Origin of the sequence: Sphingomonas sp. TF3, assembly GCF_003985085.1 — a bacterium.
In the GTDB taxonomy this organism is placed as follows: Bacteria; Pseudomonadota; Alphaproteobacteria; order Sphingomonadales; family Sphingomonadaceae; genus Sphingomonas.
The window spans coordinates 119801-145784 of record NZ_RWKS01000009.1 but is presented as its reverse complement, the minus strand read 5'-3'; the positions used below and the strand labels follow the sequence as shown (position 1 = coordinate 145784).

General features: G+C 65.3%; 25 protein-coding genes and 1 tRNA gene. 12 read left to right on the top strand and 14 right to left on the bottom strand.

Annotated elements, in window-relative coordinates; translation table 11 throughout:
• Positions 1-6: 6 nt before the first annotated feature.
• Genes EJC47_RS10355 through EJC47_RS10340 form a run of 4 tightly spaced genes read right to left on the bottom strand, consistent with a single transcriptional unit; the run spans position 7 to position 5593 of the window.
• Positions 7-1506 (bottom strand): Ppx/GppA family phosphatase, encoded by a 1500-nt coding sequence (locus EJC47_RS10355; RefSeq protein WP_126847376.1) that lies wholly within the window; start codon positions 1504-1506, stop codon positions 7-9.
• Positions 1507-1513: 7 nt separating this feature from the next.
• Positions 1514-3691 (bottom strand): RNA degradosome polyphosphate kinase, encoded by a 2178-nt coding sequence (locus EJC47_RS10350; RefSeq protein ID WP_033967194.1) that lies wholly within the window; start codon positions 3689-3691, stop codon positions 1514-1516.
• Entirely contained in the window at positions 3688-4311 is a 624-nt protein-coding gene (locus EJC47_RS10345; protein WP_033967193.1) for an HdaA/DnaA family protein, read from the bottom strand. Before EJC47_RS10345 ends, EJC47_RS10350 begins: the two co-directional genes overlap by 4 nt.
• Positions 4312-4330: 19 nt before the next feature.
• On the bottom strand, positions 4331-5593 hold the full coding sequence (locus tag EJC47_RS10340; protein ID WP_126847374.1) for a heavy-metal-associated domain-containing protein: 1263 nt from the start codon (positions 5591-5593) through the stop codon (positions 4331-4333).
• 62 nt (positions 5594-5655) lie between these two features.
• Here EJC47_RS10340 and purM point away from each other — a divergent pair, with 62 nt between their 5' ends.
• The 4 genes from purM (at position 5656) to EJC47_RS10320 (ending at position 8473) form a co-directional block, all read left to right on the top strand.
• On the top strand, positions 5656-6765 hold the full coding sequence (gene purM, locus EJC47_RS10335) for a phosphoribosylformylglycinamidine cyclo-ligase (protein ID WP_126847372.1): 1110 nt from the start codon (positions 5656-5658) through the stop codon (positions 6763-6765).
• A gap of 165 nt (positions 6766-6930) precedes the next feature.
• Positions 6931-7440 carry a phosphoribosylglycinamide formyltransferase gene (gene purN, locus EJC47_RS10330; protein WP_126847474.1) on the top strand — a complete coding sequence of 170 codons (510 nt, stop codon included), beginning with the start codon at positions 6931-6933 and terminating at the stop codon, positions 7438-7440.
• Entirely contained in the window at positions 7437-7814 is a 378-nt protein-coding gene (locus EJC47_RS10325) for an MmcQ/YjbR family DNA-binding protein (RefSeq protein ID WP_126847370.1), read from the top strand. Before purN ends, EJC47_RS10325 begins: the two co-directional genes overlap by 4 nt.
• Entirely contained in the window at positions 7811-8473 is a 663-nt protein-coding gene (locus tag EJC47_RS10320) for a hypothetical protein (RefSeq protein WP_126847368.1), read from the top strand. Before EJC47_RS10325 ends, EJC47_RS10320 begins: the two co-directional genes overlap by 4 nt.
• On the opposite strand, the gene EJC47_RS10315 is transcribed toward EJC47_RS10320, so the two are convergent.
• The 4 genes from EJC47_RS10315 to EJC47_RS10300 all read right to left on the bottom strand — a co-directional run bounded on the left by EJC47_RS10315 (position 8451) and on the right by EJC47_RS10300 (position 11647).
• Positions 8451-8981: a GNAT family N-acetyltransferase gene (locus EJC47_RS10315; protein WP_312845341.1), complete on the bottom strand. Its 531-nt coding sequence runs from the start codon at positions 8979-8981 to the stop codon at positions 8451-8453. The two genes, EJC47_RS10320 and EJC47_RS10315, sit on opposite strands and share 23 nt — an antisense overlap.
• Positions 8982-9000: 19 nt before the next feature.
• Entirely contained in the window at positions 9001-9423 is a 423-nt protein-coding gene (gene ndk, locus EJC47_RS10310) for a nucleoside-diphosphate kinase (protein WP_126847364.1), read from the bottom strand.
• A gap of 129 nt (positions 9424-9552) precedes the next feature.
• On the bottom strand, positions 9553-9993 hold the full coding sequence (locus EJC47_RS10305; protein ID WP_126847362.1) for a DNA polymerase III subunit chi: 441 nt from the start codon (positions 9991-9993) through the stop codon (positions 9553-9555).
• 178 nt (positions 9994-10171) lie between these two features.
• A complete protein-coding gene (locus EJC47_RS10300; protein ID WP_126847360.1) occupies positions 10172-11647 on the bottom strand; it encodes a leucyl aminopeptidase in 1476 nt (491 codons plus the stop codon).
• Between the two features lie 196 nt (positions 11648-11843).
• On the opposite strand from EJC47_RS10300, the gene EJC47_RS10295 reads away from it, so the two are divergent.
• From EJC47_RS10295 to rsmA, 4 genes are all read left to right on the top strand, one after another.
• Positions 11844-14081 (top strand): LPS-assembly protein LptD, encoded by a 2238-nt coding sequence (locus EJC47_RS10295; RefSeq protein WP_126847357.1) that lies wholly within the window; start codon positions 11844-11846, stop codon positions 14079-14081.
• A gap of 92 nt (positions 14082-14173) precedes the next feature.
• Positions 14174-15577: a peptidylprolyl isomerase gene (locus EJC47_RS10290; protein ID WP_126847355.1), complete on the top strand. Its 1404-nt coding sequence runs from the start codon at positions 14174-14176 to the stop codon at positions 15575-15577.
• Positions 15578-15593: 16 nt separating this feature from the next.
• On the top strand, positions 15594-16589 hold the full coding sequence (gene pdxA, locus EJC47_RS10285; RefSeq protein ID WP_126847353.1) for a 4-hydroxythreonine-4-phosphate dehydrogenase PdxA: 996 nt from the start codon (positions 15594-15596) through the stop codon (positions 16587-16589).
• Complete coding sequence (gene rsmA, locus EJC47_RS10280) at positions 16586-17428, top strand: 16S rRNA (adenine(1518)-N(6)/adenine(1519)-N(6))-dimethyltransferase RsmA (protein WP_126847351.1); 843 nt, start codon at positions 16586-16588, stop codon at positions 17426-17428. The genes pdxA and rsmA overlap by 4 nt, the downstream gene beginning before the upstream one ends.
• A 22-nt stretch (positions 17429-17450) precedes the next feature.
• Here the strand turns inward: rsmA and EJC47_RS10275 are convergent, their stop codons facing one another.
• The 3 genes from EJC47_RS10275 to guaB form a co-directional block, all read right to left on the bottom strand.
• Entirely contained in the window at positions 17451-17957 is a 507-nt protein-coding gene (locus EJC47_RS10275) for a tetratricopeptide repeat protein (RefSeq protein WP_081988865.1), read from the bottom strand.
• Positions 17958-17991: 34 nt separating this feature from the next.
• Positions 17992-19164 carry an RsmB/NOP family class I SAM-dependent RNA methyltransferase gene (locus tag EJC47_RS10270; RefSeq protein WP_126847347.1) on the bottom strand — a complete coding sequence of 391 codons (1173 nt, stop codon included), beginning with the start codon at positions 19162-19164 and terminating at the stop codon, positions 17992-17994.
• Positions 19165-19358: 194 nt separating this feature from the next.
• On the bottom strand, positions 19359-20816 hold the full coding sequence (guaB, locus tag EJC47_RS10265; RefSeq protein WP_033963199.1) for an IMP dehydrogenase: 1458 nt from the start codon (positions 20814-20816) through the stop codon (positions 19359-19361).
• A 350-nt stretch (positions 20817-21166) separates the two neighbouring features.
• On the opposite strand from guaB, the gene EJC47_RS10260 reads away from it, so the two are divergent.
• Positions 21167-22150, top strand: a complete 984-nt coding sequence (locus tag EJC47_RS10260) for a zinc-dependent alcohol dehydrogenase family protein (RefSeq protein ID WP_033963201.1) — start codon at positions 21167-21169, stop codon at positions 22148-22150.
• Positions 22151-22176: 26 nt separating this feature from the next.
• Here the strand turns inward: EJC47_RS10260 and EJC47_RS10255 are convergent.
• Positions 22177-22252 (bottom strand) — tRNA-Ala (locus EJC47_RS10255).
• A gap of 127 nt (positions 22253-22379) precedes the next feature.
• Positions 22380-22697 (bottom strand): TIGR02300 family protein, encoded by a 318-nt coding sequence (locus EJC47_RS10250; protein WP_126847345.1) that lies wholly within the window; start codon positions 22695-22697, stop codon positions 22380-22382.
• 108 nt (positions 22698-22805) lie between these two features.
• Between EJC47_RS10250 and aroA the strand changes: the two genes are divergently transcribed.
• From aroA to EJC47_RS10235, 3 genes are read left to right on the top strand one after another with little or no spacing between them, the layout of a single operon-like run.
• The gene (aroA, locus tag EJC47_RS10245) at positions 22806-24155 is read left to right on the top strand and encodes a 3-phosphoshikimate 1-carboxyvinyltransferase (protein ID WP_126847342.1); all 1350 of its coding nucleotides are present in this window, start codon (positions 22806-22808) and stop codon (positions 24153-24155) included.
• Positions 24152-24400, top strand: coding sequence for a CBU_0592 family membrane protein (locus EJC47_RS10240; protein WP_185867634.1), 249 nt, complete (start codon positions 24152-24154; stop codon positions 24398-24400). Before aroA ends, EJC47_RS10240 begins: the two co-directional genes overlap by 4 nt.
• Positions 24397-25041: a (d)CMP kinase gene (locus tag EJC47_RS10235; protein WP_126847340.1), complete on the top strand. Its 645-nt coding sequence runs from the start codon at positions 24397-24399 to the stop codon at positions 25039-25041. Before EJC47_RS10240 ends, EJC47_RS10235 begins: the two co-directional genes overlap by 4 nt.
• A gap of 10 nt (positions 25042-25051) precedes the next feature.
• Here EJC47_RS10235 and bla read toward each other — a convergent pair whose 3' ends face one another.
• Positions 25052-25975, bottom strand: coding sequence for a subclass B3 metallo-beta-lactamase (gene bla / locus EJC47_RS10230; protein WP_033963203.1), 924 nt, complete (start codon positions 25973-25975; stop codon positions 25052-25054).
• Between the last annotated feature and the right edge of the window lie 9 nt (positions 25976-25984).

Here is a 25984-nt window from a genome sequence, read left to right as displayed (position 1 = left end):
CAGGCGCTACCGCGCCAGGATCAGTGCCTTGCGCCCGAGCGCGGTAGCAAGCGCCGAGTGCCGACGTTCCACCGTTTCGCTGTAAAGTGCCAGATCCCCCGACGCGACGCTGAGCGTGAGCGTGTTGCCATCATCGGCGAGCGACGAGCGTTGCAGCGGCCCGGCCAATCCACCGCTCATTCGCTGGCCCAGCCGCATCGCCAGCCCCCACAACACCGCGTGGCGCAAGTCCGCCGGTGTCGCGAGAACGCCCAGCGGCGCGGGCGTTTCGGTGCCGCCGCCAAGGCTGGTGTAGAGCGCCTGCGCCACCAGCGCGCGGCCGCGCGCATCGATTGCGACCCAATTGCCATGCAGTGCGATTTCGACCCCGCGTTCGGCGCGAAATTCCGGGTTGGCACGCCAGCCGACATCGGCAAGCAAACATGCCGCAAGCCGTAGTCGCGCCATGTCCGGCGCATCGCGCGTGAACAGCGGCGCGATCCAGCCATCGAGCAAATCGCCATGTTCGGCAAAGCGGCCATGCCGCCGCCCTTCATCACGCGTTGCGACGATCAGCGGGTCCTGCGCGCGCACGCTTTCGTCGAGCGCGCCGTACAGCAGCCCCTCGCGTAAGCCGAAGGCCGAGACGATCGTCGTCTCGATCTGCAAATGCTTGAGCAACACCACCAGCAAGGCGGTCGCATCGCCCAGCGTCGCGGCGCGCCCCGCCGACAGGCCCGGGATCGCGCGGAGCCAGGCCTTGTTCACATGGCTGATCGTGCGCCCCATCCGCGCGACCGCTTCGGCCGACATCGCATATTCGTGGATGACGGGCAGCGGATAGCTGCCCAAATGCATGTCAAGCCGCGCCAGCGCGCGCCAGGATCCGCCCACCAGATACAGCGGCAGCCCTGCGCCCTTGCCGGTCCACCCGGCGGCATCGAGCAAGCGCGCGACCTGGCGCTGGAGAGCGCCCTGCCCTTTGTCGCGCAGCGCGCCGAGCCGCAGCACGCCAAGCGGGAAAGAGACGCGCTCGCCCACCTTGCCGCCGCTGATGCGGATCAACTCAAGGCTGCCGCCGCCAAGGTCGCCGACGATCCCATCGGCCGCGGGGATCGCCGACAAGACACCGTGTCCGGCCGCCGTCGCTTCCTGTTCGCCGGACAGGAGCTCGACCTCGAGCCCGAGATCGCGCGCCGTGTCGAGCAGGACCTTGCCGTTGGTCGCATCGCGCACAGCAGCGGTTGCAACGGTGCGCAGCCGCGTCACCTCCATCTCGCGCGCGACGGCGGCGAAGCGTGCCAGGGCGTCACTGGCAACCGCAAGCCCCGATTCGGCGATCGTCCCGGTCTCGGCCAGGCCGCGACCGAGCCCTGCCATCACCTTTTCGTTGAACAGGATCGCGGGCAAGCGTTCCGGGCCTTGATAGACGACCAGACGGATCGAGTTGGACCCGATGTCGATGATGCCGGTGCGTGGTTCTCCCGTGATTTCGGGTTTCGCCTTGCGGAACAGAAGGGTCGCCATCGGGCGACTAACGCCGGTTTCGCAGCGACAGCTTCGGCACCGACCCGCTTGCGGCGAGCGAGGCACCGCGACCGGACAGCGACGGATTGGTCATGAAATAGCGGTGCAGGTTGAATGGTCGCTCGCCCGGCTGGACGCGCACATAGCTGCCATCGGCCTGCAATTCCCAGCTTTGCTCATTGTCGATCAGATTGGCGACCATCACCTGGTCGAGAATCTGTTTGTGAACAGTCCGATTCTCGATCGGCAGCATATATTCGATCCGCCGGTCGAAATTGCGCTGCATCCAGTCGGCGGAGGAAATGAACAGCTTGGCACCGTCATTGGGCAAGGCCTTGCCATTGCCGAACGCCCAGATGCGGCTGTGTTCGAGGAAGCGGCCGATCACCGATTTGACGCGGATATTCTCGGACATGCCGGGGACGCCGGGCTTCAGACAGCAAATTCCGCGTACGATCAGGTCGATCTCGACCCCTGCGTTTGAGGCTTCGTACAATTTCTCGATCACGGCGGGATCGACCACCGAATTCATCTTGGCCCAGATTGCGGCGGGTTTGCCCTCGCGCGCATTGGCGATCTCGGCGTCGATCAGCCGCATCAGGCGCGGACGCAAGTCGCGGGGCGACAAGCTGATCAGCGTCATATTCTCGGGTTCGACATAGCCGGTGATGTAGTTGAACATCTGCGCGGCATCGCGCCCGAGCCGCGGGTCGGCGGTGAAGAAGCTGAGGTCGGTATACACCTTCGCTGTGATCGGGTGATAGTTGCCCGTACCGAAATGGCAGTAGGTGCGGTATTGCCCGTTCTCGCGGCGGACGACCATCGAGACCTTGGCATGGGTCTTCCAGTCGATGAAGCCATAGACGACCTGCACCCCGGCCCGCTCCAACGCCGACGCCCAGAGCAGATTCTGCTCCTCATCGAAGCGCGCCTTCAGCTCGACCACCGCAGTCACCGATTTGCCGGCCTCGGCGGCGGCGATCAGCGCGTTGATGACGGCGGGCTGCTTGCCGGCACGATAGAGCGTCTGCTTGATCGCGACCACGTCGGGGTCCGCTGCGGCCTGTTTGAGGAAGGCCAGCACCACGTCGAAGGTTTCATACGGGTGGTGGACAACAATGTCCTTGGCGCTGATCGCGGCAAAACAGTCGCCGCCATATTCGCGGATGCGCTCGGGGAAGCGCGGCGAAAAGGGCGTGAATTTCAGGTCCGGACGATCCTCATCGACGATCGCCTCCAAGTCACCGACGCCCAGGAACGCTCCGCTTTCAGTGACGAAGGCATCCGATCCGCCAAGCTCGTCGCGCAGTACCGCGCCCAGCCCCTCGGGCATCCCGCTTTCCAGCTCGAGCCGGATGACCCGGCCGCGACGGCGGCGCTTGATGGCATTGGCGAAATAGCGGACGAGATCCTCCGCCTCTTCCTCGATCTCGATGTCGCTGTCGCGCAGCACGCGGAACTCGGCACCGCCGATGACGCGGTAGCCGGGGAACACCAACGGCGCGAAGCGCTTCACCAGCGATTCGACCGCGACATAGCGGGCCTTCTCCCCCGGCAAGCGGATGAAGCGCGGCATCGGTGCCGGGATCATCACCAGTTCGCGGATCGGCTGCTCGTCCGAAATCCGCACCAGATCGAACATCACCGCCAGCCCCTTATTGGGCATGAACGGGAAAGGATGCGCCGGGTCGAGTGCCTGCGGCGTCAGGATCGGGAAAAGCTGCTCGCGGAATTGCGTCTCCAGCCAGTGCAGGTCCTCGGGCGACAGCGCTTCATCGATCGTGCGCGAACTGAGCACGGCGATGCCGGTCTCGGCCAACTGGCGACGCAGGTCGCGCCACACGTCGCGTTGGCTCGTCACCAGAGCGTCGGCTTCGGCGACGATCGCGGCGAGTTGCTGTCCCGAGGTGAGCCCGTCGCTCGACAAGCGGGCGACATCTTGAAGCTGCTGCCCCTTCAGGCCAGCCACTCGGACCATGAAAAACTCATCGAGGTTCGAGCCCGAAATCGACAAAAACCGCAGCCGTTCCAGCAGCGGGTGCGCCGTATTGCACGCTTCCTCCAGCACACGCCGGTTGAAGGCGAGCCACGACAGCTCGCGATTGAAATACCGGTCGCTGCCCTCGCTCCCCGCAAAGGGGTCGTCGTCGTGGTCCAGGCTCGCAATATGGGCGGGTCGGGTCATGGGTTTTCCATCGATTCGGGTGCGCGACCGGGGATCAACCCCGCTTCCTCCAATGTGGCCCGTGCGAGCGGAATCGACAAGCGTTTGTGGCTTTCCAGCACGACTTGATCGAGCACATCGACCGCGCGTAGCAGCGCAACATGCGTGCGCTCGACCCGGACCACGAGCCATTGAATCAACTCCGGCCGGGCATCGAGCCCGCGCCGCAGGAACTGCCGCTCGAACAGCGCGCGCATCAGGCTCTCGTCCGGATCGCCGATCCGGATCGTCGGGCTTGCGCTCAGCCGCGAGCGTAAATCGGGGAGCTTGATCGACCATTCCGGCGGCGGCGCATCGGCGACGATCACGACCGGGCGGCGATCCTCTTGTGCGCGGTTCCAGGCATGGAAAATCGCCGTCTCGTTCTGCCGTTCGGCATCGTCGATCAAACCGCCACCGGTCTTGGCGGCGAAGATCCGGGCGAGCAGACTCCGGCCTGATTTGCGTGGGCCTGTGACCACCACGGCCATCACCGGCCAGGTGCTCCAGCGCTCGAGCTGCTGCACCGCGCGGGCGTTCGATGGACCAATCAGAAATTCGTCGTCACGCGGATCGGCAGGCCAGTCGAGCGGCAATGCCATTTGGGCCGGCTGCATCCCGTCAACCCGTCGTGTTATCAGCCGGCGGGGCTGCTTGCCCACCTGCGGATGGCTGCCCCGAGCGCCGGATGCGCAGCGTCGAGCCACTGGCAACCACGGTCCAGCCGCGCGCCTCCAGCGCAGCGCGCAACACAGCGGGATCGGCATCGAAGCCGACTCGCATCACCGACACGCCACCGATGGCAAGGCTGGTGGTGACGGCCGAGCGCACCCCCGGCACCACTTGCAATGCAGATTCGGTCGCGGTGACCGAGCCCGCGCTGGGCGTATCGACTTGAATCGTGATCACACTGCCGCTCGCACCCGGTTGAGTGCCAGCCGCGACGTCGCCGGTACCGACATCGCTTGGCGTGTCGGTCGGTGTCGCGGCAACGACCGGCGCAACAAAAGCGAGGCCGGGATCGGTCCCCAGCAGCCCCGCGTGCAGCGCCGCCTGATAGGTATCGTCGATCCGCTTGACCCCGGCGTCGAGCAGCACGGGCAACGCATCGGCCCGGTCGACGCGGAGCGAAAATTGCGTGAGCAACCGGTTATCCGGGCCGTGCCGTGCCTCGAACATGCCGATGATCGGCCCGCCCGGCCATTCCCGACGCAGTGTAACCTTAGGGACGAGCACGTCGTTTGCGCCATATTGATCGAGCACCACGCGCCACCAGCCGCGACCGGGCCGTTCGACCTGGCCGAGCGTCAGCAACAGCGCATCGCCGCCCGTGCCGGTCGGACGAACATAATCGACCGAGCTGTTGCCGGTGCGATAGCGCCGCCACGCATCCTGCCACGCCGTCTTCTGTTCGAAACCGGTGGCGACGCCGCCGCTGATCTCGATCGGAATCGTCAACATCGGGGCCGATCGCGCCGCTTCGGGGGCTATCCCTAAGATCGCCCCGGCCTTAGCGCGGCTGAACAGCACGCCGAGCCGCGCCACATAACGGTTGGGCCCGATCTGCTCATCTTCGACGACGATCCCCGACACCATCCCGTCCAGAGCACCGTCGGATAGCGCTGTGGCGCTTTGCCCCATACGCTGCGCCAGCATCGCCCAGCCCTTGCGCTGCGCGATCCGCCAGCCCGCATAGCGCGCGGCGTCGGCGGTCTTGCCCGTGACGTCGACCGCGATGCCGCTGACCTCATAGCTGCCCGAGCTGTCGGCAGACGCGAGGCCCTGATCGGGATCATCGACTTGCGCGAGCACAAGCCCGCCGGTCGCCACGAGGGCAAGCGCAGCGGCGAACTGCAGGGGGCGGGAAAAGCGGCGGATCGACATGTCGGCGCCCTTTTGGCGAAGGAGGCGTGGAAATCCAAGCAGGATATGGCTAGGCGGGCATCATGAGCGATACGAACTCGGACGCGACGTCCTATACCTATGCCCAAGCGGGCGTCTCGATTGCAGCGGGCAATGCCCTGGTCCGGGCGATTGCGCCGCTCGCCAAGTCCACCCGACGATCGGGCGCGGACGCAGAACTCGGCGGCTTTGGCGGCTTTTTTGATTTGAAGGCGGCGGGTTTCGCCGATCCCTTGCTGGTCGCTGCCAATGACGGCGTCGGCACCAAGCTGAAACTCGCGATCGATCATAATGCGCATGACGGAGTCGGAATCGATCTCGTCGCCATGTGCGCCAATGATCTGATCGTGCAGGGTGCCGAACCGCTTTTCTTCCTCGATTATTATGCCACCGCAAAAATCGACCCTGCGGTCGCCGAACGCGTCATCGCGTCGATCGCCGAAGGCTGCCGCCAGGCGGGCTGCGCGCTGATCGGTGGCGAGACCGCCGAAATGCCCGGCATGTATGCCGCGGATGACTATGACCTCGCTGGCTTCTGCGTCGGCGCGGTCGAGCGGGATCGCGTGCTGACCGGGCAGGACATCGCCCCCGGCGACGTGCTGCTCGGCCTCGCCTCGTCGGGTGTGCATTCCAACGGCTTCTCGCTGGTCCGCCGCTTGGCTGCCGACAAAGGTTGGAAGCTCGATCGCCCCGCTTTGTTCGATGCCGACGTGCTGCTGATCGATGCGCTGATGGCACCCACCCGCATCTATGTGAAGTCGCTGCTGCCCTTGCTGGCCGAGCGGCGGATCAAGGGCCTCGCCCATATCACCGGCGGCGGTTTGCTCGAGAATGTGCCGCGCGTGCTGCCCGCAGGCGTCCACGCGCGGATCGATGCCGATGCCTGGCCGCAGCCACGGCTGATGGCGTTCCTGCAAGCGCAGGGCAATATCGAGCCCGAGGAAATGGCGCGCACCTTCAATTGCGGCATCGGCATGGTCGCCGCCGTCGCGCCCGATCAGGTCGAGGCGGTGACGGCAGCGTTGACTGCGGCGGGCGAAACCGTGTTCACCATCGGCGCGGTCGAAGCGGGCGTGCGCGGTTGCACCGTGACCGGCTCGCTCGAAACCTGGGGCGGCCGCAGCGCCTGGACCGCGACGCACAATCATGGGTGACGCCATCCTGCTCCCCTCCCGCCTGCGGGAGGGGCTGGGGGAGGGCCTGGCCTCCAGCAGCATCGCATCGCGTGAAGACACGCCCCTCCCCCAGCCCCTCCCGCAGGCGGGAGGGGAGTCTTGAACCGCAAAGTCGGCATCCTGCTCTCGGGCCGTGGCTCCAACATGATGGCGCTGGTCGAGCACGCACGCGGCTATGACGTCGCTTTGGTCGCTTCCGACAAGCCCGATGCCGCCGGCATCGCCTGGGCGCGCGAGCGCGGCCTCGCCACCTTCACCCAATCGCCCAAGGGCATGCCCAAGGCCGACTATGAAGCCGCGATCGACGCTGCGCTGCGCGCCGCCGGGGTCGAGGTGATCGCGCTCGCTGGCTATATGCGCCTGCTGTCCGACGCCTTCGTCGCGCGCTGGCGTGGGCGGATCATCAATATCCACCCCTCGCTGCTGCCCAAATATAAGGGCCTCGACACCCATGCCCGCGCGATCGCGGCGGGCGATGCGGTGGCGGGCTGCTCGGTCCATGTCGTGACCGAGGAGCTCGATGGCGGCGAAGTGCTCGGCCAGGCCGAAGTGCCGATCCTCCCCGGCGACACATCCGACACCCTCGCCGCGCGCGTGCTCGCGGCCGAGCATGGCCTTTACCCCTCGGTTCTGGCAGACTTCGTCACGCGATGAGCCCCGATCCCGACCTTCCGCTCGCCAAAGTCCGCGCGCTCGCCTTGGCGTTGCCGGAAACGGTTGAGCGGGCGTCGCATGGATCGCCGGGCTTCCTGATCGAAAAGGGCAAGTTCTTCGCCTATTTCTGGCATAACCATCATGGCGACGGCGAAACCGTGGTGATCGTCAAGACCACTGGCCGCGACGAGCAAGCGATACTGATCGAGCTGGACCCGGAGTGTTATTATAGCCCGCCCTATCTCGGGCCATCTGGCTGGATTGCGATGCGGCTCGATCGCGAAGAGGTCGACTGGGACCGCATTGGCGACCGGATCGCGATCAGTTGGGAATTGGTGGCGCCGCGGCGCTTGCTGGAAGCGGGTGGACGATGAGCGACGACATCACGAAAACCCCGCCCCCGCACGACCCCGCAATCCAGGTCGCGGCGACCGAAGCCGTCGCCCAGGCGGAAGCCGCAGCAACGCGGCGGCGCTGGATCAACCTCGGCGAATTTATCGCCGTCGCCGGATTGCTGATCGCGGGCGGTAGCCTGTATCTCAATTGGTCCGATCACCGCGCCGACCAGGCCGACAAGCAGGTCGCCGCGGTCAAGGCGCAGCGCGACTCCTCGCGCTTCGACGTGCGCGCGGTGCCTGCGGCCAACGGCACGGCTTTGCTGCTCCAGCATGACGACCGCCACCCGATCCGCGATGCCACCGTTACCTTCCCGAGCGAGCTCGGCATCGGCAGCAAGGATACCGTCGGCGATACGATCGAGCGCGGCTGGTTCGAGCATGAAGTGCTGAAGGCAACCGATGGGGCCACGGAAAAGAAAACCGGCCGCCTGCCCGTCCTCATCGCGCTCACCTATTGGGACGGCGACACCCCGCGCACCACGCGCGGCATCTATGATATTGGCTGGAAGGCAGAGGGCGGTTTCCCGTTCGGCCGTTCGCTCAAGCTCGAAAGCCTGCACCTGCACGAACTCGGCGGCACGCAAGCGAGCCTCGATGCGGTGTGGGCCAACGTCAAGCCGAAGCCGAAACCCTAGACGAGAGGTCCAGCGCGTAAATCGGATCGATATGCACTTCGCTGCCGACCTGAAATTCGCGCGTGCCGATGACGCGGAAGCCGTGCCGTTCGTAAAAAGCGCGCGCCCGCGCATTTTGCTCCCACACGCCGAGCAACAGCCGGCGCGCGCCGATCCGCGTCGCATCCTCGATCGCGCGCGCCATCAGCGCAGGCCCAAGGCCGGTCCCATGTGCCTGCCGCAACGAATAGATGCGGCGGAGCTCCATATCAGTCGGCTCCAGCGCAATCGGGAAATTCGGTGCGGTGAGAACGGCGTACCCGAGCGGTGCGTGGCCCGGCTCGATCTCGGCAACGGTCACGATGGTCGCGGGATCGGCGAGCCACACCGCAAAGGCCTCAGCGCGATTGTTCTTGAGACAATGCGCGAGCAAGTCCGCGCCCTCCAAAGACGGCGCATAGGTATCCAGGAAGGTCGCATTGGCGACAAGCGACAGCAGGTCGGCATCCGCCACACCTGCCTGTCGCACGCGCCATTGCATCAGATGATCAGCCGACGATTTCTTCGGGCTTGAAGAAATAGGCGATTTCGATCGCCGCATTCTCGTCCGAATCCGAACCGTGAACGGTGTTGGCTTCGATCGATTCGGCCAGTTCCTTGCGGATCGTGCCCGGCTCGGCATTGGCGGGGTTGGTCGCGCCCATGATGTCGCGGTTACGCTGCATCGCGTTCTCGCCTTCGAGAACCTGCACGACGACCGGGCCCGAGATCATGAACTCGACCAGCTCACCGAAGAACGGGCGTTCCTTGTGGACGGCGTAGAAGCCTTCGGCCTGCTCGCGCGTCATGTGGATGCGCTTGGAGGCGACGACGCGCAGGCCGGCTTCCTCGAGCATCTTGGTGACGGCACCCGTCAGGTTGCGGCGCGTGGCGTCGGGCTTGATGATCGAAAACGTGCGGTTCGCGGCCATGACCGTGAAGCTCCTGTGTTGATAGGTGGGGGATTTGGAAAGTCGCGTGTCCCTAGTCGCGGGGGCGCGGCAAAGCAAGTCTCTGGGCAAGTCTCTGGGCAAGCCTCTGGGCAAGCCTCTGGGCAACCCTCAGGCCGCTTGCTCCCAACGGCCATTGTCATTTTGCTTCCAATACCGCCGTTCGATCCCGGGACGATCGGTCAGCGCTTTCCACGCCACCCGCGCCGCGCCGATGCGGTCTTCGTCGAAGAAATGGAAAGCGCGGTCGAAGCCCAGCGCTTCCTCGCGCCACAGGCCATCGGCAATCGCGATGTTGCGTGCGGTGTTCGCCGCGACCGGCTGCTCGGCAATCAGGATCGGTTGCGCCGCATCGCCCTCCCCGTCGGCCTGTGCATGCGGCAGGAAACTGTCGGCGGCATAGGTCCACAACAAGCGGTCGAGCGCGGCGCGCTGGTCGACGCTCTCCGCCACCACCAGCAACCGCCCGCCCCCCTCGACCACACGCTCGGCAATGCGCGGCAGCACGCGGTCGAGCGGCTGGAGCGTCAAATGGTAGAAATCGACTTGCACCTACTCCCCTCCCGCTTGCGAGCTCGGGGTCGACAGCGCCCCGCGCTGTCGAGGATGTGCTGGGGGCACATCCGACCCCGAACTGGGCTGGGGGAGGGAAATCCATCGCTGGCACCCGTTCGACCCGAAACACCGCCCTCCCCTAACCCCTCCCGCAAAGCGGGAGGGGAATTGGCGCTCAGCCCTCGAAATTGTCCGCAACGAACCGGTCGAGCAAACGCACGCCATACCCCGTCGCGCCCTTGTCATAGGTCGCACCCGGCTTGTCCGCCCACACCATGCCGGCGATGTCGAGATGCGCCCATTTCACGCCCGGCTCGACGAAGCGCTGGATGAACTGCGCCGCGGTGATCGACCCTGCCCCGCGCGGGCCCACATTCTTCATGTCGGCAATCGGGCTGTCGATCAGCTTGTTATAGGCATCCGACAGCGGGAAGCGCCACAACAGGTCGCCCGAGGCCTTGCCCGCCGCCAGCAATTGATCGGCCAGCGCATCGTCATTGGCGAAGCAGCCGGCATGTTCATTGCCCAGGCTGACGATCATCGCGCCGGTCAGCGTGGCGAGATCGACGATCGTCTTGGGGCGGTGCGTGCGCTGCACCCAGGTGATGACGTCGCACAAGACCAGCCGCCCTTCGGCATCGGTGTTGAGCACTTCGATCGTCTGGCCCGACATGGAGGTCAGCACGTCGCCGGGGCGAATCGCGTCGCCATCGGGCATGTTCTCGACCAGGCCGCACACGCCGATGACGTTTGCTTTCGCCTTGCGCCCGGCAATCGCCTTCATCGCGCCGACCACCGCGCCCGCGCCGCCCATGTCCCACTTCATGTCTTCCATGCCGGGCCCGGGCTTCAGCGAAATGCCGCCGGTGTCGAAGGTCACGCCCTTGCCGACCAGCGCCAGCGCCGGGTCACCCGCGCCCGCGCCACTCCACTTGAGCGCCAGCAACTGCGCCTGCTTGGCCGACCCCTGCGACACGCCGAGCAGGGAGCCCATGCCCAGTTCGCGCATCTCGGTTTCGCCCAGCACGGTAATCTCAAGGCCCAGCCCCTCGACCTCGGCGCGCACCTTGGCGACGAAGGTTTCGGGATAGATCACGTTTGGCGGCTCGGCCACCAGCGTGCGCGTCAGCTCCAGCCCCTCGGTCAGCGCCTTCTGCTTGCTCCACGCCGCATCGGTGCCCTCGGGCGAGCCATGCAGCACGATCGTGCTGAGCGTCGGCTTGGATTTCTCGGGCAGCTTGGTGCGATAGACGTCATGCCGCCAGCCGCGCTGCGCGGCCGCCGCTGCGAAACGCGCAGCCGCCTTTGGCGTGGCTCCGGCGCTGGCGAAATCGACGCTCGCGGTCTTAACGCCCGAAGTGAGCAAGCGCGCGGTCAATGCGCCGCCTGCCCGTTCATACTCGGCCTCGCCGGCCGCGCCGGTGCCCAGCAGCAGGACGCGGCGTACGCCACCGGCACCATCCGCCACGAAGGTCTCCACCACAGCGGCCGCTTCGCCCTCAAACCGGCTTGCCTGCGCCGCCGCCTTCACCAGATCGAGCGCAGCGGCGTCGATCAGTGTGGTCGCGAGACGAGCAAGCCCGTCTTTCTCGACAAGAAGGGCAATGGCGGCGGCCGACGCTGGCGCGGCGCTGGAAAATTCGATCTGCATTACGGGGAGGCCTCGGTTACGAAAAATGCGATGAGTCGCGTGTTCTTAGGACAGCGACGCGTCGCTGGCAAAGCGGCCACGCCGAATTCACCGCAGCACGATTGCAGCAAAGCGGCGTCGATGCGATAGGGCGGGATCGACCAGCGGCAACCGGGGTTCAACCGGGGCCTTCTCGCAACAGGGTGCTTGTTCCGACGTGAAGCGTGCCGTTCTCCTTGTCACTTGTGTGTTTCCCGCTGTGCTGCTCGCCAATCCGGCGTTGGCGCAGGACCTCCAGACACGCCCAGTAACCCCGCCGCCGCCCTCCGCTACGCCGAGCGCGCCCGATGACCAGGTCCAGTTCACCGCGACCAACCTGGAATATGACAGCAAGGAGGACATCGTCACCGCAACGGGCGATGTCCGTATGTACCGCTCCGGCGACCGCCTGCGCGCCGACAAGGTGGTGTGGAACCGAAAGACCGGGAAGGTCCACGCGAGCGGCAACATCGCGGTCGTCAATCCGGGTGGCGATACGGCCTATGGCGATTCGATCGAACTGACCGATGCGCTGAAGGACGGCGTCGTCGACAATATGTTGCTGGTGCTGGAAAAGGGCGGACGCCTGGCGGCACGCAAGGGCACGCGCTCGCTCGATGAAGTCGTCGTGCTGGAGGATGCGGCGTACACGCCGTGCGCGGTGACCGATTCCAGCAACTGCCCGAAAGAGCCGACATGGAAGATCACGGCGGTTCGCGTACTCTATCGCCCCGATCGCGGCCGGATCTATTATACGGGCGCGCGCATCAACCTGTTCGGCTTGCCGACGCTGCCGCTGCCCGCCTTTTCCAATCCTGTCGGCGAAGGCAACAATAGCGGCCTGCTCTCACCCGATTTCCGCTACGGCCGAGTCAATGGCTTCGAATTTGCGCAGCCGTATCACTTCGCGCTGGCCCCCAATAAGGGGCTGACCATCACCCCGCGCTTTTTCAGCGCGGTGCTGCCGATGCTCAAGGCGGAGTATCAGGAACTCAACACGCTCGGTTCCTATTCGATCAAGGCGTACGCCACCGCCAGCCCGCGCAGTGCCGATCTGCTCACCCCGACCGCGCCCGGCACGCCCGATTCGTTTCGCGGCTATCTGGATGGGGTGGCCCGCTTCCAGCTCGATGAGAATTGGAGCGTCAGCGGATCGCTGCGCTTGACCACCGATCGCACCTTCCTGCGTCGCTATGACATTTCGCAGGACGATCGCCTGCGCACCACCGCGAATGTCGAGCGCATCGATACCGACAGCTATTTCTCGATCGCCGGCTGGTACGTCCAGACGATGCGCGTCGGCGATCGCCAGGGCCTGCAACCGATCGCGCTGCCCGAAATCGATTACCGCCACCGTTTTACCGACAGCTTGCTGGGCGGCACTTTCGAACTGCAAGCCAACAGCCTCGCGATTTCGCGTCCGGCGGGCCAGGATACGCAACGCGCCTTTGCCAGCGCGCAGTGGGATCTGCGCAAATTGACGCCCTGGGGCCAGGAGGTGACATTCACAGCGTTCGGTCGCGGCGATGTGTACAATGCCAACGACACGCTGGCCACGACGGTGGCGAGCTATCGCGGCAATGAAGGAATCAGTGCGCGCGCGATCGGCGCATTCGCAATCGACGTGAAGTGGCCGTTCATCGGCACCTTCCTGGGCGGCACGCAGCGCCTGACCCCGCGGTTTCAAGTGGTCGCTTCGCCGCAGACGACCAATCTTGCCGTGCCGAACGAAGATTCCCGGGCAGTCGATCTCGAGGATTCCAACCTGTTCGCCCTGAACCGCTTCCCGGGATACGACCGGTTCGAGGATTCGACTCGCTTCACTTATGGGGTCGATTGGTCGGCCGATCTTCCCGGTTTTTCGATTTCGACCAATATCGGTCAGAGCTATCGCCTGAACAATCGCGAAACGCTGTTTCCCGATGGGACGGGGCTTTCGGGCCGGGTCTCCGACATCGTCGGGCGCACGGAAATTCGCTATCGTGATTTCGTCTCGATCACGCATCGCTATCGCCTCGACAAGGGCAATCTGGCGATTCGCCGGAACGAAGTGGACGCAAGGGTCGGCTCGCGCAGCACCTATGTTCTCATCGGCTACCTCCGGCTCAATCGCAACATCGACCCGACGCTGGAGGATCTGCGCGACCGCGAGGAAGTGCGCTTGGGCGCACGCGTGCAGGTCACCAAATTCTGGTCGGTCTTCGGATCGACCGTGATCGACCTCACCGACCGCAACGAAGATCCGCTGTCGCTGGCCAACGGTTTCGATCCGGTCCGGCACCGCTTGGGTTTCCAATATGAGGACGATTGCCTCCGCCTGGGGGTGACGTGGAAGCGCGATTATCAGGACACCGGCGACGCGCGTGCCGGCAACAGCTTCCTGTTGACGCTGGCATTCAAAAATCTTGGCCGCTAAGCACTGGTTCAGGCGGCCTGTTGCACGGCCTTTTCCAAGGGCTCGTTGGGCTGAGCAGAAACGCAGACCGCGCGGGATGGGATTTTAACTACGTGAAGACTGATATCACCAAGAAGACCGGCGCAACCACCACCGGCCTCGGTTCGCTCGGCCGCCGTTTGGCGCTCGGTGCGGCACTCGTCGCGCTTGTTTCGAGCAGCGGCGGTTCGATCGCTCAGACCGTACCCGATGATGCGACGCCCGCCGTGGGGCTCGACATTCCGAAGAACCTGCAGATTTTCGGCAAGGTCGATCCAAACGTTCGCAAGCCGACTGCGATCGTCAACGGGGCGGTCATCACCGGCACCGATATCGACCAGCGCGTCGCCTTGCTGGTGGCGGCGCGCGACCTGAAGCTGTCGCCCGAGGAAATGGCGCAGTACAAATTGCTGACCGCGCGCCAGTTGATCGACGAAACGTTGCAGATCCAGCAGGCCAAGACCGCCGAGGTCAAGATCGCGCCCGATGAGGTCAACAAGAGCTATGAGACCGTCGCGCGCAACTTCGGCAAATCCGTCGCCGAAATGCGGGCCTATCTGCGCGGTATCGGTTCCTCGGAGCGGTCACTCAAGCGCCAGATCGAAGCCGAGCTTTCGTGGAACCGCTATTTGCGGCGCAAGGTCGACATCAATGTCGGCGACGAAGAGGTCAACGCCATCATCGAGAAGCTGAAGAAGCAGCAGGGCACGACCGAATATCACGTGCGTGAAATCTACCTGAAGGCAGATCCGGATCGCGCGCAGGAAGTGTTCAACCAGGCGCAACAGATTATCGGTTCGATCCAGAAGCGCGAAAAGGGCGAGGACACGTTCGGCTATTATGCGCGCCTGTCCGACGCCACCACGCGTGCGACCGACGGCGATCTCGACTGGTTGAGCGAAACGCAGTTGGCGCAATTGCCGCCGACGCTGGTCGAGGCGATCAAGTCGATGACGCCCGAGCATCTGGCTGGCCCGATCGAGGTGCCGGGCGGTTTCTCGATCATCTACCTGGTCGACACGCGCAAGGTCGGCGTCGCCGATCCGATGGACGCCAAGCTGACGCTCAAGCAGCTCAGCGTGCGCTTTGCCGAAGGCACGACGCAGGCCCAGGCCGATGCGCGCGTTACCGAGTTCGCCAAGCTGAGCCAGACGATTCACGGTTGCGGTGAAGTCGCCAAGGTTGCGACCGCGCTCGGTGCCGACGTGGTCGACAATGATTCGGTGCGGATCAAGGATCTGCCGGGACCGCTGCGCGAGATCATGCTGAAACTGCAGGTCGGCGAATCGACCCCGCCCTTCGGGTCGGCGAAGGACGGCATCCGCTCGCTGGTGCTGTGCGGGCGCGACGAAGCGACTGGGCCGCGCATTCCCGGCGTCGAGCAGGTCCGAACTTTGATGGAAAATTCACGCGTGAACCTGCGCGCGAACCAGTTGCTCCGCGATTTGCGACGCGACGCGATCATCGAATATCGCTGACCGGGGAGAAAACGCCATGCTCGCGCCGCTCGCCATATCGATGGGGGATCCGGCCGGGATCGGCCCCGAGATCATCGCCAAAGCCTGGGCGCAGCGCGTTGCGGAGGGATTGCCGCCGTTCTTTGCCACGGGCGACGCCAGGGCGATCGCGGCGGTGTGGGATGGACCGGTAGAGCCGATCTCGCACCCGGAAGATACCAACCGCGTGTTCGAGACTGCGTTGCCGGTGCTGACGGTCGAGGATGGCGGCGAGATCATGCCCGGCATTCCCGATGTCGAGGGTGCACGCTGTGCGCTGCGCGCGCTGGAGCTCGCGGCGGGCCTGGTGCGTTCCGGTGCCGCGCGCGCATTGGTGACAGGGCCGGTGTCGAAGGCGCAACTCTATAAAATCGGGTTCAATCATCCCGGTCAGACCGAGTTCGTGGCCGAACGTTGCGGCATAGCGGGCGAGAATGCGGTGATGATGCTGGCTGGCCCTGACTTGCGCGTCGTTCCGATCACCACCCACGTTCCGCTTGCTGCAGTGAGCGGATTGTTGTCGATCGAACTGCTCGTATCGAAAGCGCGCGCGACAGCGCGCGGGCTGATGCGCAATTTCGGGATCCTCAAGCCTCGCATCGTCTTTGCCGGCTTCAACCCCCATGCCGGGGAAAGCGGTGCGATCGGTCGCGAGGAGATCGACCTGATCGCCCCCGCGATCGAGATCCTGCAAAGCGAAGGGATCGACGCGACCGGGCCCTTTGCTGCCGACACGATGTTCCACGCCCGCGCCCGCGCAACCTATGACGCGGCGATGTGCTGCTATCACGATCAGGCGCTGATCCCGATCAAGACGCTGTATTTCGATTCGGGCGTGAACATCACGCTCGGCTTGCCGATCGTGCGCACATCGCCCGATCACGGGACTGCGTTCAACATTGCCGGCAAGAACATTGCCGAGCCCGGCGCGACGATCGCCGCGATCCGGCTGGCGGGCGAGGCAGCCGAGCGCCGCGCTGCCGCCGACGCGTGAGCCAGCCCGCTTCGGTGCCCCCGCGCCCCGACCTTCCACCACTGCGCGACGTTATTGCACGCTACGGTCTGAATGCGAGCAAGGCGCTTGGGCAGAATTTCCTGCTCGATGCGCAATTGCTGGCGCGGATCGCACGGATTCCCGGCGACTTGAACGACGCCGAAGTGCTGGAGATTGGCCCCGGCCCCGGCGGCTTGACCCGCGCCTTGCTGGCGGCGGGTGCTCGCGTCACGGCGATCGAACGCGATCATCGCTGTATCCCCGCGCTGGCTGAACTGGGCGAGGCGTTTCCCGGCAAGCTGCGCGTGATCGAGGGCGATGCGCTGGAGATTGACGCCGCATCGCTGTTCGAGGGCAAGCCGCACATCGCCTCCAACCTGCCTTATAATATCGGCACGGCGTTGCTGGTACGCTGGCTGTCGGCGGAGTGGGCTCCGTGGTGGCAAAGCCTGACCTTGATGTTCCAGCGCGAGGTGGCCGACCGCATCGTCGCGCCAACCGACGGCGAGGCGTATGGGCGGCTTGCGGTGCTCGCGCAGTGGCGGTCGCGTGCCACGCTGGCGATGCCGGTCCACCGCTCGGCTTTCACCCCACCGCCCAAGGTGATGTCGGCGGTGGTGCATATCGTGCCCGGAGACGCGCCTGAGGGCGTGCGCTTCGCGACGCTGGAGCGGCTGACGGCCGCTGCGTTCGGGCAGCGTCGCAAGATGCTCCGGCAAAGCCTCAAAGGCGTTACTGGTGCGCTTGAGGCGCTGGAGCGCGTTGGCATCGACCCAACGCGGCGCGCCGAGACCGTCAGCGTCACCGAGTTCGTCGCCTTGGCGCGCGCGCTGGGCTAGTCGCTCCTCCCCGTTCCAGGGTTCAGTCTTTCTTGGGAGCTGCCGCCGGTGCCGCTGCTGCGGCCGTTACGATGGGTGGCCCCTTCGCGATCGATGCCGTCAGCGCGGCTACCTCGGGACAAGGCCGCTTGCCACACACCGTCTTGATCCGCGCGAGATTTTCGCGCGCGCGCGCGACTGCGCCTTTGGCGACCAGCGCCTCGCCCTGCCCGCTCAAGGCAACGACGTCATTGGGATCAAGCGATAACGCCTCGCGATACAAGCGGATCGCCTTGCCCGGCAGGCCGCGTGTCTTGGCCACTTCCGCGAGCGTCACGAACGCACCGCGATTGCGCGGATCGACCGCAAGCGCGCTTTCCAGCGTGTCGGTCGCGGCGTCGAGATTGCCCGCCGCCTGCAGCGCCCGACCGCGCGCGAGCAGCGCCATCGACCGCCCGTCGATCGTATCCTCACCGCGTTGTCCCTGCACCGCAGTCGCAACGGTGAGCAGCGTCAGCGCAGCGGCGACGGCGACAGACGTATAACGCATGAGATACTCCAGCTTTGGCACGACGACAGAGCTATCACGCGTGTTGCAATCGCGCGACAAAAAACCCGTCGGTCGCATCGTGTGCCGGAGTCAGCCGCGTGCCCGCGCCATGCGCGCGTCCTGCTCCCAGATCGACCGACTGCGCGCGCCACCCCGGATTGGCCGCGAGGAATGCCGCCACTTGCCCAGCCCCTTCTTCGTCGAGCAGCGAACAGACGATGTAGACGAGGGTGCCGCCCGGCTTGACCAGCGTCGCGCCGACTTCGAGGACATGGCGCTGCGTTTCGACCAGCCGCTCGATCCTGTCCGGGGTCAGCCGCCAGCGCGCCTCGGGATTGCGCCGCCACGTGCCGGTGCCCGAACAGGGGGCATCGATCAGCACGCAATCGGCGCTGCCGAGCCAATCGTCGAGCATCTCGACTTCGCGTCCGGGATTGAGCAGCCGCGTTTCGATGATACCGGCGCGCGCGCGTTCCGCCCGCGGGGCAAGGCGGGAGAGGCGGGCGCGATCAGTATCGGTGGCGAGCAGGGCCCCCTGCCCGCCCATCGCCGCCGCAAGCGCCAGCGTCTTGCCGCCTGCGCCTGCACACAGATCGACGATACGCTGGCCCGGCTGGGCCCGCGCAGCGAGCGTGACGAACTGGCTGCCTGCATCCTGCACTTCGATCGCACCATGATTGTAGGCCGGGAGTTGTTCGACTTGCGTGCCAGAGGGCAGACGCAACCCGTTTGGCAACCCGGCAATCGGCTCGGCTCCCTCAATCTCGATCACTTCGTCGATCACGCGGTTGATCCGCGCATCGAGCGGCGCGCGGTCGATCAGGGCCGGAAATTCGGAATCATCCAGCCCCGATTGGCGCAAGCGATCGAGGATCCAGTTGGGCGCGATGCCGGTCTTGGCCGGGGTTTCGCTCGGTCCGATCACTGCCGGGCCGTGGCCGACGCCGTCAAAGGTCGCGGCAAGTTCCGGGTCCGCCTTGGCCAGCGCCAGCAACGCCGCGCGGCCCGAGGCCGGACGTTCGCCGAGTGCCCGGATCGCGGCATAGACCAATTCGCGCACCGCGCGCCGGTCCTTCGATCCAGCATAACGCCGCGTCGCAAAGTAGCGCGCGACGATCGTATCCGCCGCCGCCCCCGAATCGCGTGCGCCCGCGATGATCTGGTCGAGCAGTTCGATCGCGGCTTGGGTGCGGGCAGATGGGGTCATTCTTTTTATCCCTCTCCCCGCTTGCGGGGCGTCGGCGGCCGGTCATGCCCCCGGCATGACCTAAACAGTGCGGGGCACTGTTTACCGCCAACGGGCAAGCGAGCGAAGCGAAGCGCGGGAGAGGGGCAGCAACGAAGGGCGCGCAACACTGCCCCTCTCCCCGACCCTCTCCCCTGAAGGGGAGAGGGAGAAAATTAGCGCGTCGGGTAATTCGGCGCTTCGCGCGTAATATCAACGTCGTGGACGTGGCTTTCCTTCAACCCCGCACCCGTAATCTGCACGAAGCGCGCGCGCTCCTGCAGGTCCTTGAGCGTGGCCGAGCCGGTATAGCCCATCGCCGCGCGAATCCCGCCGACGAGCTGATGGATCACGTCCTTGGCCGGGCCCTTGAACGCCACCTGGCCCTCAATGCCCTCGGGCACCAGCTTCATCTGGTCCTTGATGTCGCCCTGGAAATAGCGATCAGCCGATCCGCGACCCATCGCGCCGACCGAACCCATGCCGCGATACGATTTGTACGCGCGCCCCTGATACAGGAAGGTCTCTCCCGGCGCTTCCTCGGTGCCCGCCAGCAGCGACCCGATCATGCACGCCGAAGCACCCGCCGCCAGCGCCTTGGCGAGGTCGCCCGAGGTCCGCAGGCCCCCGTCGGCGATCACCGGCACGCCCGCCTTCAGGCCGATTTCGGCGCAATCCATCACTGCCGTCAATTGCGGCACGCCGACGCCTGCGACCACGCGCGTGGTGCAGATCGAGCCCGGCCCGATGCCGACCTTGATGCCATCCGCGCCCGCATCGATCAGCGCGCGCGTTGCCTCGGCGGTGGCGACGTTGCCCGCAATCACCTGCACCGAATTGCTGAGCTTCTTCACCCGCTCGACCGCGCGCGCAACGTCGCGATTATGGCCATGCGCGGTGTCGATCACCACCAGATCGAGTTCGGCATCGACCAGCGCCTCGGTGCGGGCAAACCCCTTGTCGCCCACCGTCGTTGCGGCGGCGACGCGCAAGCGCCCGGCAGCATCCTTGGTAGCGTTGGGATAGGTGACAGCTTTCTCGATATCCTTGACGGTGATCAGGCCAACGCAGCGATATTGCTCGTCCACCACCAACAGCTTCTCGATCCGGCGCTGATGGAGCAGACGGCGCGCCTCTTCCTTGCCGACGCCGGTCGAGACGGTCGCGAGATTCTCGTGGGTCATCAGCTCCGACACCGGCTGATGCGGGTTTTCGGCAAAGCGCACGTCGCGATTGGTAAGGATGCCGACGAGTTTGCCATCGGCCTCGACCACCGGGATACCGCTGATGCGGTTGCGCACCATCAAAGCCTGCGCCTCGGCGAGCGTCGCACCGGGCGCGATCGTGATCGGGTTGACGACCATGCCGCTTTCGAAGCGCTTGACCGCTCGCACTGCGGCGACTTGTTCGTCAATCTCGAGATTGCGATGCAGCACACCGATGCCGCCCAATTGCGCCATCACAATCGCCATGTCCGCCTCGGTCACGGTGTCCATTGCAGACGACAGGATCGGGATATCGAGCGCGATACCCTTGGTCACGTGCGTCGCGGTGTTGGTCTGGCTCGGTACGATGTCGGATTCCGCCGGCACCAGCAGGACATCGTCGAAGGTTAAGCCGAGTCGAATGTCCATGGGATGCCGTGTCCTGCGCGTAGTGGGGAGCGAGTCGTGGCGGTCCATGTAAACGCCGACCCGCCGATACGCTAGGGGTGTGGAAGAACGTCTTGCGACTGACCTGGCCTGCGTACCCCATCCCGGTCGAGCGGCGGCCGCGTATCGCTGACCGGCACCGGCGCCGTCCCGCGCAGCCAACGGCACCGGGCTGAATGATCGCCGAACGGCCCTTACAGGTGGAAACCTGCGTAATATCCGAACCTCCCGACGGTCGCGTAGCCCGCTATCATCGGAGTTCCCTGCTCAACGATCGTGAACCTGCGTCTGTCAGGGCAGAACCAAGGCACCCGTGCGAGGAGTTTCGGACCATGAAGGCGATGGTATTGAACCGCGCGGGAACGCCGCTTGAGTGGACCGAGCTGCCCGATCGTGCACCCGGCCCCGGCGAAGTCGGGGTGAAGGTGCTTGCCTGCGGGGTTTGCCGCACCGACTTGCACGTTGTCGATGGCGAATTGCCCGACCCGAAATCGCCGATCATTCCCGGTCATGAGATCGTCGGTCGCGTCGACGCGATCGGTGCGGGCGTCGCAGACTTAGAAATAGGGGATCGGGTCGGCATCCCCTGGCTCGGCCACACTTGCGGCGTGTGCCTATATTGCCGGGAGCAGCGGGAAAATCTGTGCGATGCGCCACAATTCACGGGGTATACCCGGGATGGTGGGTTTGCGACCTCGGTGATCGCCGACGCACGCTTTGCTTTCCCGCTTGGAGAATCCGGTAGCGACGTGTCGCTGGCACCGCTTCTTTGCGCCGGGTTGATCGGCTGGCGGTCGCTTAAGATCGCGGGCGACGGCAAGCGGTTGGGAATTTACGGTTTTGGTGCGGCAGGCCATATCGTCGCGCAAGTCGCAAAATGGCAGGGACGTGCGGTCTTCGCCTTCACGCGGCCGGGCGACACACGAACGCAGGACTTTGCGCGAAGCCTGGGCGTGATTTGGGCGGGCGGGTCCGACGAAAGTCCGCCCGAACAGCTGGACGCCGCGATCATCTACGCGACGGCAGGTGATCTCGTTCCGATGGCGCTAAAGGCGGTCCGCAAGGGCGGGCGCGTGGTGTGCGCCGGGATTCATATGAGCGATATCCCGAGCTTCCCCTACGAAGCTCTCTGGGAAGAACGCCAACTCGTGTCGGTCGCCAATCTCACGCGGCAGGATGGAATCGATTTCCTCGGCCTTGTCCCCAAAATCGGGATCGCCGTAAAGACCACGGTCTACTCGCTCCAAAACGCCAATACGGCGTTGGACGATTTGCGGCATGGCCGGTTCGATGGTGCCGCGGTTTTGGTCCCGTGACACATCATCCGGATTTACAGGAAAAATGGTGGAGCCGAGGGGGATCGAACCCCTGACCTTTCGCATGCCATGCGAACGCTCTCCCAGCTGAGCTACGGCCCCATCGCGTTTTCGAAGGTCCGTAAAACCGGACCTTCAGCGGGAAGGCGTCGCCCCTACCGAGGCGGCGCGCCCTTGGCAAGCGGCCAATGTGCCGCTTGCCAAAAAAATCATCGATTACGCCTGGAAATCAATGATCGTCGTCACTGGTCGGCGCTTCCACGCCGAGATCGTCATCACCGCCGAGATCGACCTCGTCGTCGGGCGAGGGCTCCTCGTCTTCACCGGTGTCCAGATCCTCGTCGTCACCGGCGAGATCGTCGTCCTTCTTGATCAGCTCCGGCTTGGCCTGCTCGAACGGCAGCGGCTGCTTCGACTTCAGGATCGGCTCGGGCTCCCAATGTGCGCCGCAGTTGATGCACGTGACGGGATCGTCCTTGCCCAGGTCATAAAAACGGGTGGCGCATTTCGGGCACGTACGCTTCGTGCCCCATTCCGGCTGGATCATATGCCGAGTTGACCTTCTTCAAGATGATAATGAGATCTTGCGACCGCGACGCCGCAAAGTGGGGCGCGCCTTGCCATAGCGCAAGCGCACTGTCAAAGCGCGGGGCCGATGGCACATCCTACTCCCGCTCCGCTTGAAGTCCAACCCTCTGGTCCGCTCACCGGTCGCGTTCGCGTTCCGGGCGACAAGTCGATCAGTCACCGCTCGCTGATGTTTTCGGCGCTCGCCGTCGGCACCAGTCGCGTCACCGGCCTACTGGAGGGCGAGGATGTTCTCGCCACCGCCGCCGCCTTGCGCGCAATGGGCGCAAGCATCGTCCGGGGCGACGATGGTGTGTGGACGATTGACGGCGTCGGCGTCGGTGGCCTGCTGCAGCCGACCAATGCGCTCGACATGGGCAATTCGGGCACCTCGACCCGACTGTTGATGGGGCTGGTCGCCAGCCATCCCATTACAGCCACCTTCATTGGCGACGCCTCGCTGTCCAAACGTCCGATGGGGCGCGTGATAACGCCGCTGTCGCAAATGGGCGCGGAGTTCACGTCGAGCCCGGGCGGCCGCTTGCCGCTGATGCTGCGCGGGATCTGCCCGGCCATCCCGATCACCTACACCCTGCCCGTCGCATCGGCGCAGGTGAAATCGGCGGTGCTGCTGGCCGGGCTCAACACGCCGGGGATCACCCGCGTGATCGAACCGATTGCGACGCGCGACCATAGCGAGCGGATGCTGCGCGGGTTTGGTGCAAACGTGACGGTCGAGCCCTCGCCGCGAGGCCGCATCATCTCGATCACTGGCGAGGCCGAGCTTGTCCCCCAGCAGATCGTCGTGCCGGGCGACCCCTCCTCCGCTGCCTTTCTGGTCGTCGCGGCAACGATCGTGCCGGGGTCGGATATCGTGGTCGAAAATGTCGGCCTCAATCCCACCCGCGCCGGACTGTTCACCGCGTTGCGGATGATGGGCGCGAGCATCGAGGAACTGGATCCGCGCGATGTCGGCGGCGAACCGGTCGCCGACCTGCGCGTACGCCATGCGGCGCTTACCGGCATCGAAATCCCGCCCGATCTCGCGCCCAGCATGATCGACGAATATCCAGTGCTGTTCGTCGCCGCAGCCTTCGCCAGCGGCCGCACCGTAGCGCGCGGTGCCGACGAGTTGCGCGTCAAGGAATCGGACCGCATCGCCGCGATGGCCGCCGCCCTCACCGTGATCGGCGCGCGTGTCGAAGAGGTCGAGGACGGCATGATCATAGACGGCACTGGTGGCGATCCGCTGCCGGGTGGCGGTACCATCGCGACCCTGCTCGACCACCGCATCGCGATGAGCATGACGGTCGCTGGCCTGCACTGCCGCCGCGCCAATGACGGCACCGGCGTCACGCTCGACGATGCCAGCCCGGTCGCGACCAGCTACCCCGCTTTTTTCGCCCAGATCGCGCAACTGCAGGGCGGCGCGGGATGATCGACTCGCATGCCGCCGACATCCTTGGTTTCGTGGGCGCGTTGACCATCCTCGCTGGCTTTGCTTATCAGACGCTGCGCAATGCCGCGCCTAACCTCTTGTCGAACGGTTTGAATTTTCTCGGCGCATCCTTGCTGGCGGTGTCGCTGATGGTGAACTACAACCTCCCCGCGCTCGCCCTTGAACTGGCCTGGGCCGCCATTGCACTTCTTGGATTGGTTCGCATTTTGAGTTTTCGCCGATGATTATTGCTGTCGATGGACCCGCCGCGTCCGGCAAGGGCACGATCGCGCGCGCGCTCGCCCAGCATTATGGCCTGCCGCATCTCGACACCGGGCTGCTCTATCGTGCGGTCGCGGCGAATGTAGAGCGGTTGGAACTGGACGGTTCGATCGAGGCCGACGCTGTCGCCGCGTGCGATTTTGACGATGCCCTGCTCGACGATCCGATCCTGCGCACCGACGCGATCGGTTCGCTCGCCTCGATCGTGTCGGCGCATCCGCTGGTGCGCGCGGCATTGTTTCACCGGCAAAAGCGTTTCGCCTATCAACCCGGCGGCGCAGTGCTCGACGGGCGCGACATCGGCACGGTGATCGCCCCCGATGCCGATGCCAAGCTCTTCATCCGCGCGACGCCCAATATCCGCGCCAAGCGCCGCCATGCCGAGCTGCGCGCGCACGGTTCGACGATCAGCCTCGACAAGGTGCTGGCCGACATTCGCGCGCGCGACCTGCGCGATTCGACACGGTCCAACGCCCCGCTGGTTCCCGCCAACGACGCGGCCTTGCTCGACACCAGCTTCCTCTCGATCGAAGCCAGCGTGCAGCGCGCGATCGCGATCGTTGACGCCAGGCTTCAGGCGAAATCTGCTCAGGCTGAAGGATAGTCCCTCGCGCTCACTGCGGGTCGGCGGGCTTCGCTTCCCTGGCCAGCCGGGCGTCGAGGATGCTCGTGTAGCTGGCACTCAGTTTTCGGCAGGCGGCGGGATCTATGAACGGATTGGGCGTCGGGTGTCGCTCGAACTGCGCAAACGTCACATCCCCGCCGGAATTGTCCGGATGCGCGGTGAACAGAATATCGCACGGCAATGCGCCGACCCGGGCAATCGTCTGCCGGAACGTGGCGACGATGGCGCGGTGCGCCGGATCCGAGAAACGGTAGCCGTCCACCGATACCGGGTTGATGCTGGAGGCGAACACTATGTTCAGGCAGCGCCCAGCCTCGCAGGACCGCCACCGCCAACTCGTGCTTCCGGCGGCATGGCCGGGCGTGGCCACTGCGGTGACGTCGACTTTCCCCAGCCGGACTGCCTCGCCATCCTTCACCACTCGCAACGGGCCGGTAACGGCAGGAAGATTGGGTAATTGCCCGAATTGCGGGTCATCGGCATCGCTATGCCCCTGCCGAAGCGTTTTGGCGGCCGGCGCGCTGGCTATTATTGTCGCGCCGCTATCACGCGCAAGCGCGGCCAGCCCGCCGGCATGGTCATAATGCGGCTCGGTGCTGAGGATGAATTTCACGTCGCGCAGCTTGAAACCGAGCGTGCGAATATTGGCTTCGACCGCCGCGACCGATTGCGGGAGCGCCGCATCGATCAGGATCAGCCCCGCCCCGGTATCGATCAGCGCGACGTTCATCTTGCGGAAGCCGACCAGATAGGTGTTGCCGTAGATGCGCGTGGGTGGTTGTAGTGCCAGCCAGCGCGCGGCGTAGTCGGCGGCGATCGGCCGGGTCAGCGGATCGTCGACGGCCTGCGCCACGGCGCTGCCGCCGATCATCAATAACGTGCCTATTGCAATCGCCGATCGATAATGCCGCATATCGCTCCC

Coding starts and splice junctions, on each gene's coding strand:
- EJC47_RS10355 (WP_126847376.1), bottom strand. CDS start 1,506: ATGGCGACCCTTCTGTTCCGCAAGGCGAAACCCGAAATCACGGGAGAA.
- EJC47_RS10350 (WP_033967194.1), bottom strand. CDS start 3,691: ATGACCCGACCCGCCCATATTGCGAGCCTGGACCACGACGACGACCCC.
- EJC47_RS10345 (WP_033967193.1), bottom strand. CDS start 4,311: ATGGCATTGCCGCTCGACTGGCCTGCCGATCCGCGTGACGACGAATTT.
- EJC47_RS10340 (WP_126847374.1), bottom strand. CDS start 5,593: ATGTCGATCCGCCGCTTTTCCCGCCCCCTGCAGTTCGCCGCTGCGCTT.
- purM (WP_126847372.1), top strand. CDS start 5,656: ATGAGCGATACGAACTCGGACGCGACGTCCTATACCTATGCCCAAGCG.
- purN (WP_126847474.1), top strand. CDS start 6,931: ATGATGGCGCTGGTCGAGCACGCACGCGGCTATGACGTCGCTTTGGTC.
- EJC47_RS10325 (WP_126847370.1), top strand. CDS start 7,437: ATGAGCCCCGATCCCGACCTTCCGCTCGCCAAAGTCCGCGCGCTCGCC.
- EJC47_RS10320 (WP_126847368.1), top strand. CDS start 7,811: ATGAGCGACGACATCACGAAAACCCCGCCCCCGCACGACCCCGCAATC.
- ndk (WP_126847364.1), bottom strand. CDS start 9,423: ATGGCCGCGAACCGCACGTTTTCGATCATCAAGCCCGACGCCACGCGC.
- EJC47_RS10300 (WP_126847360.1), bottom strand. CDS start 11,647: ATGCAGATCGAATTTTCCAGCGCCGCGCCAGCGTCGGCCGCCGCCATT.
- pdxA (WP_126847353.1), top strand. CDS start 15,594: ATGCTCGCGCCGCTCGCCATATCGATGGGGGATCCGGCCGGGATCGGC.
- EJC47_RS10275 (WP_081988865.1), bottom strand. CDS start 17,957: ATGCGTTATACGTCTGTCGCCGTCGCCGCTGCGCTGACGCTGCTCACC.
- EJC47_RS10270 (WP_126847347.1), bottom strand. CDS start 19,164: ATGACCCCATCTGCCCGCACCCAAGCCGCGATCGAACTGCTCGACCAG.
- guaB (WP_033963199.1), bottom strand. CDS start 20,816: ATGGACATTCGACTCGGCTTAACCTTCGACGATGTCCTGCTGGTGCCG.
- EJC47_RS10260 (WP_033963201.1), top strand. CDS start 21,167: ATGAAGGCGATGGTATTGAACCGCGCGGGAACGCCGCTTGAGTGGACC.
- EJC47_RS10250 (WP_126847345.1), bottom strand. CDS start 22,697: ATGATCCAGCCGGAATGGGGCACGAAGCGTACGTGCCCGAAATGCGCC.
- aroA (WP_126847342.1), top strand. CDS start 22,806: ATGGCACATCCTACTCCCGCTCCGCTTGAAGTCCAACCCTCTGGTCCG.
- EJC47_RS10240 (WP_185867634.1), top strand. CDS start 24,152: ATGATCGACTCGCATGCCGCCGACATCCTTGGTTTCGTGGGCGCGTTG.
- EJC47_RS10235 (WP_126847340.1), top strand. CDS start 24,397: ATGATTATTGCTGTCGATGGACCCGCCGCGTCCGGCAAGGGCACGATC.
- bla (WP_033963203.1), bottom strand. CDS start 25,975: ATGCGGCATTATCGATCGGCGATTGCAATAGGCACGTTATTGATGATC.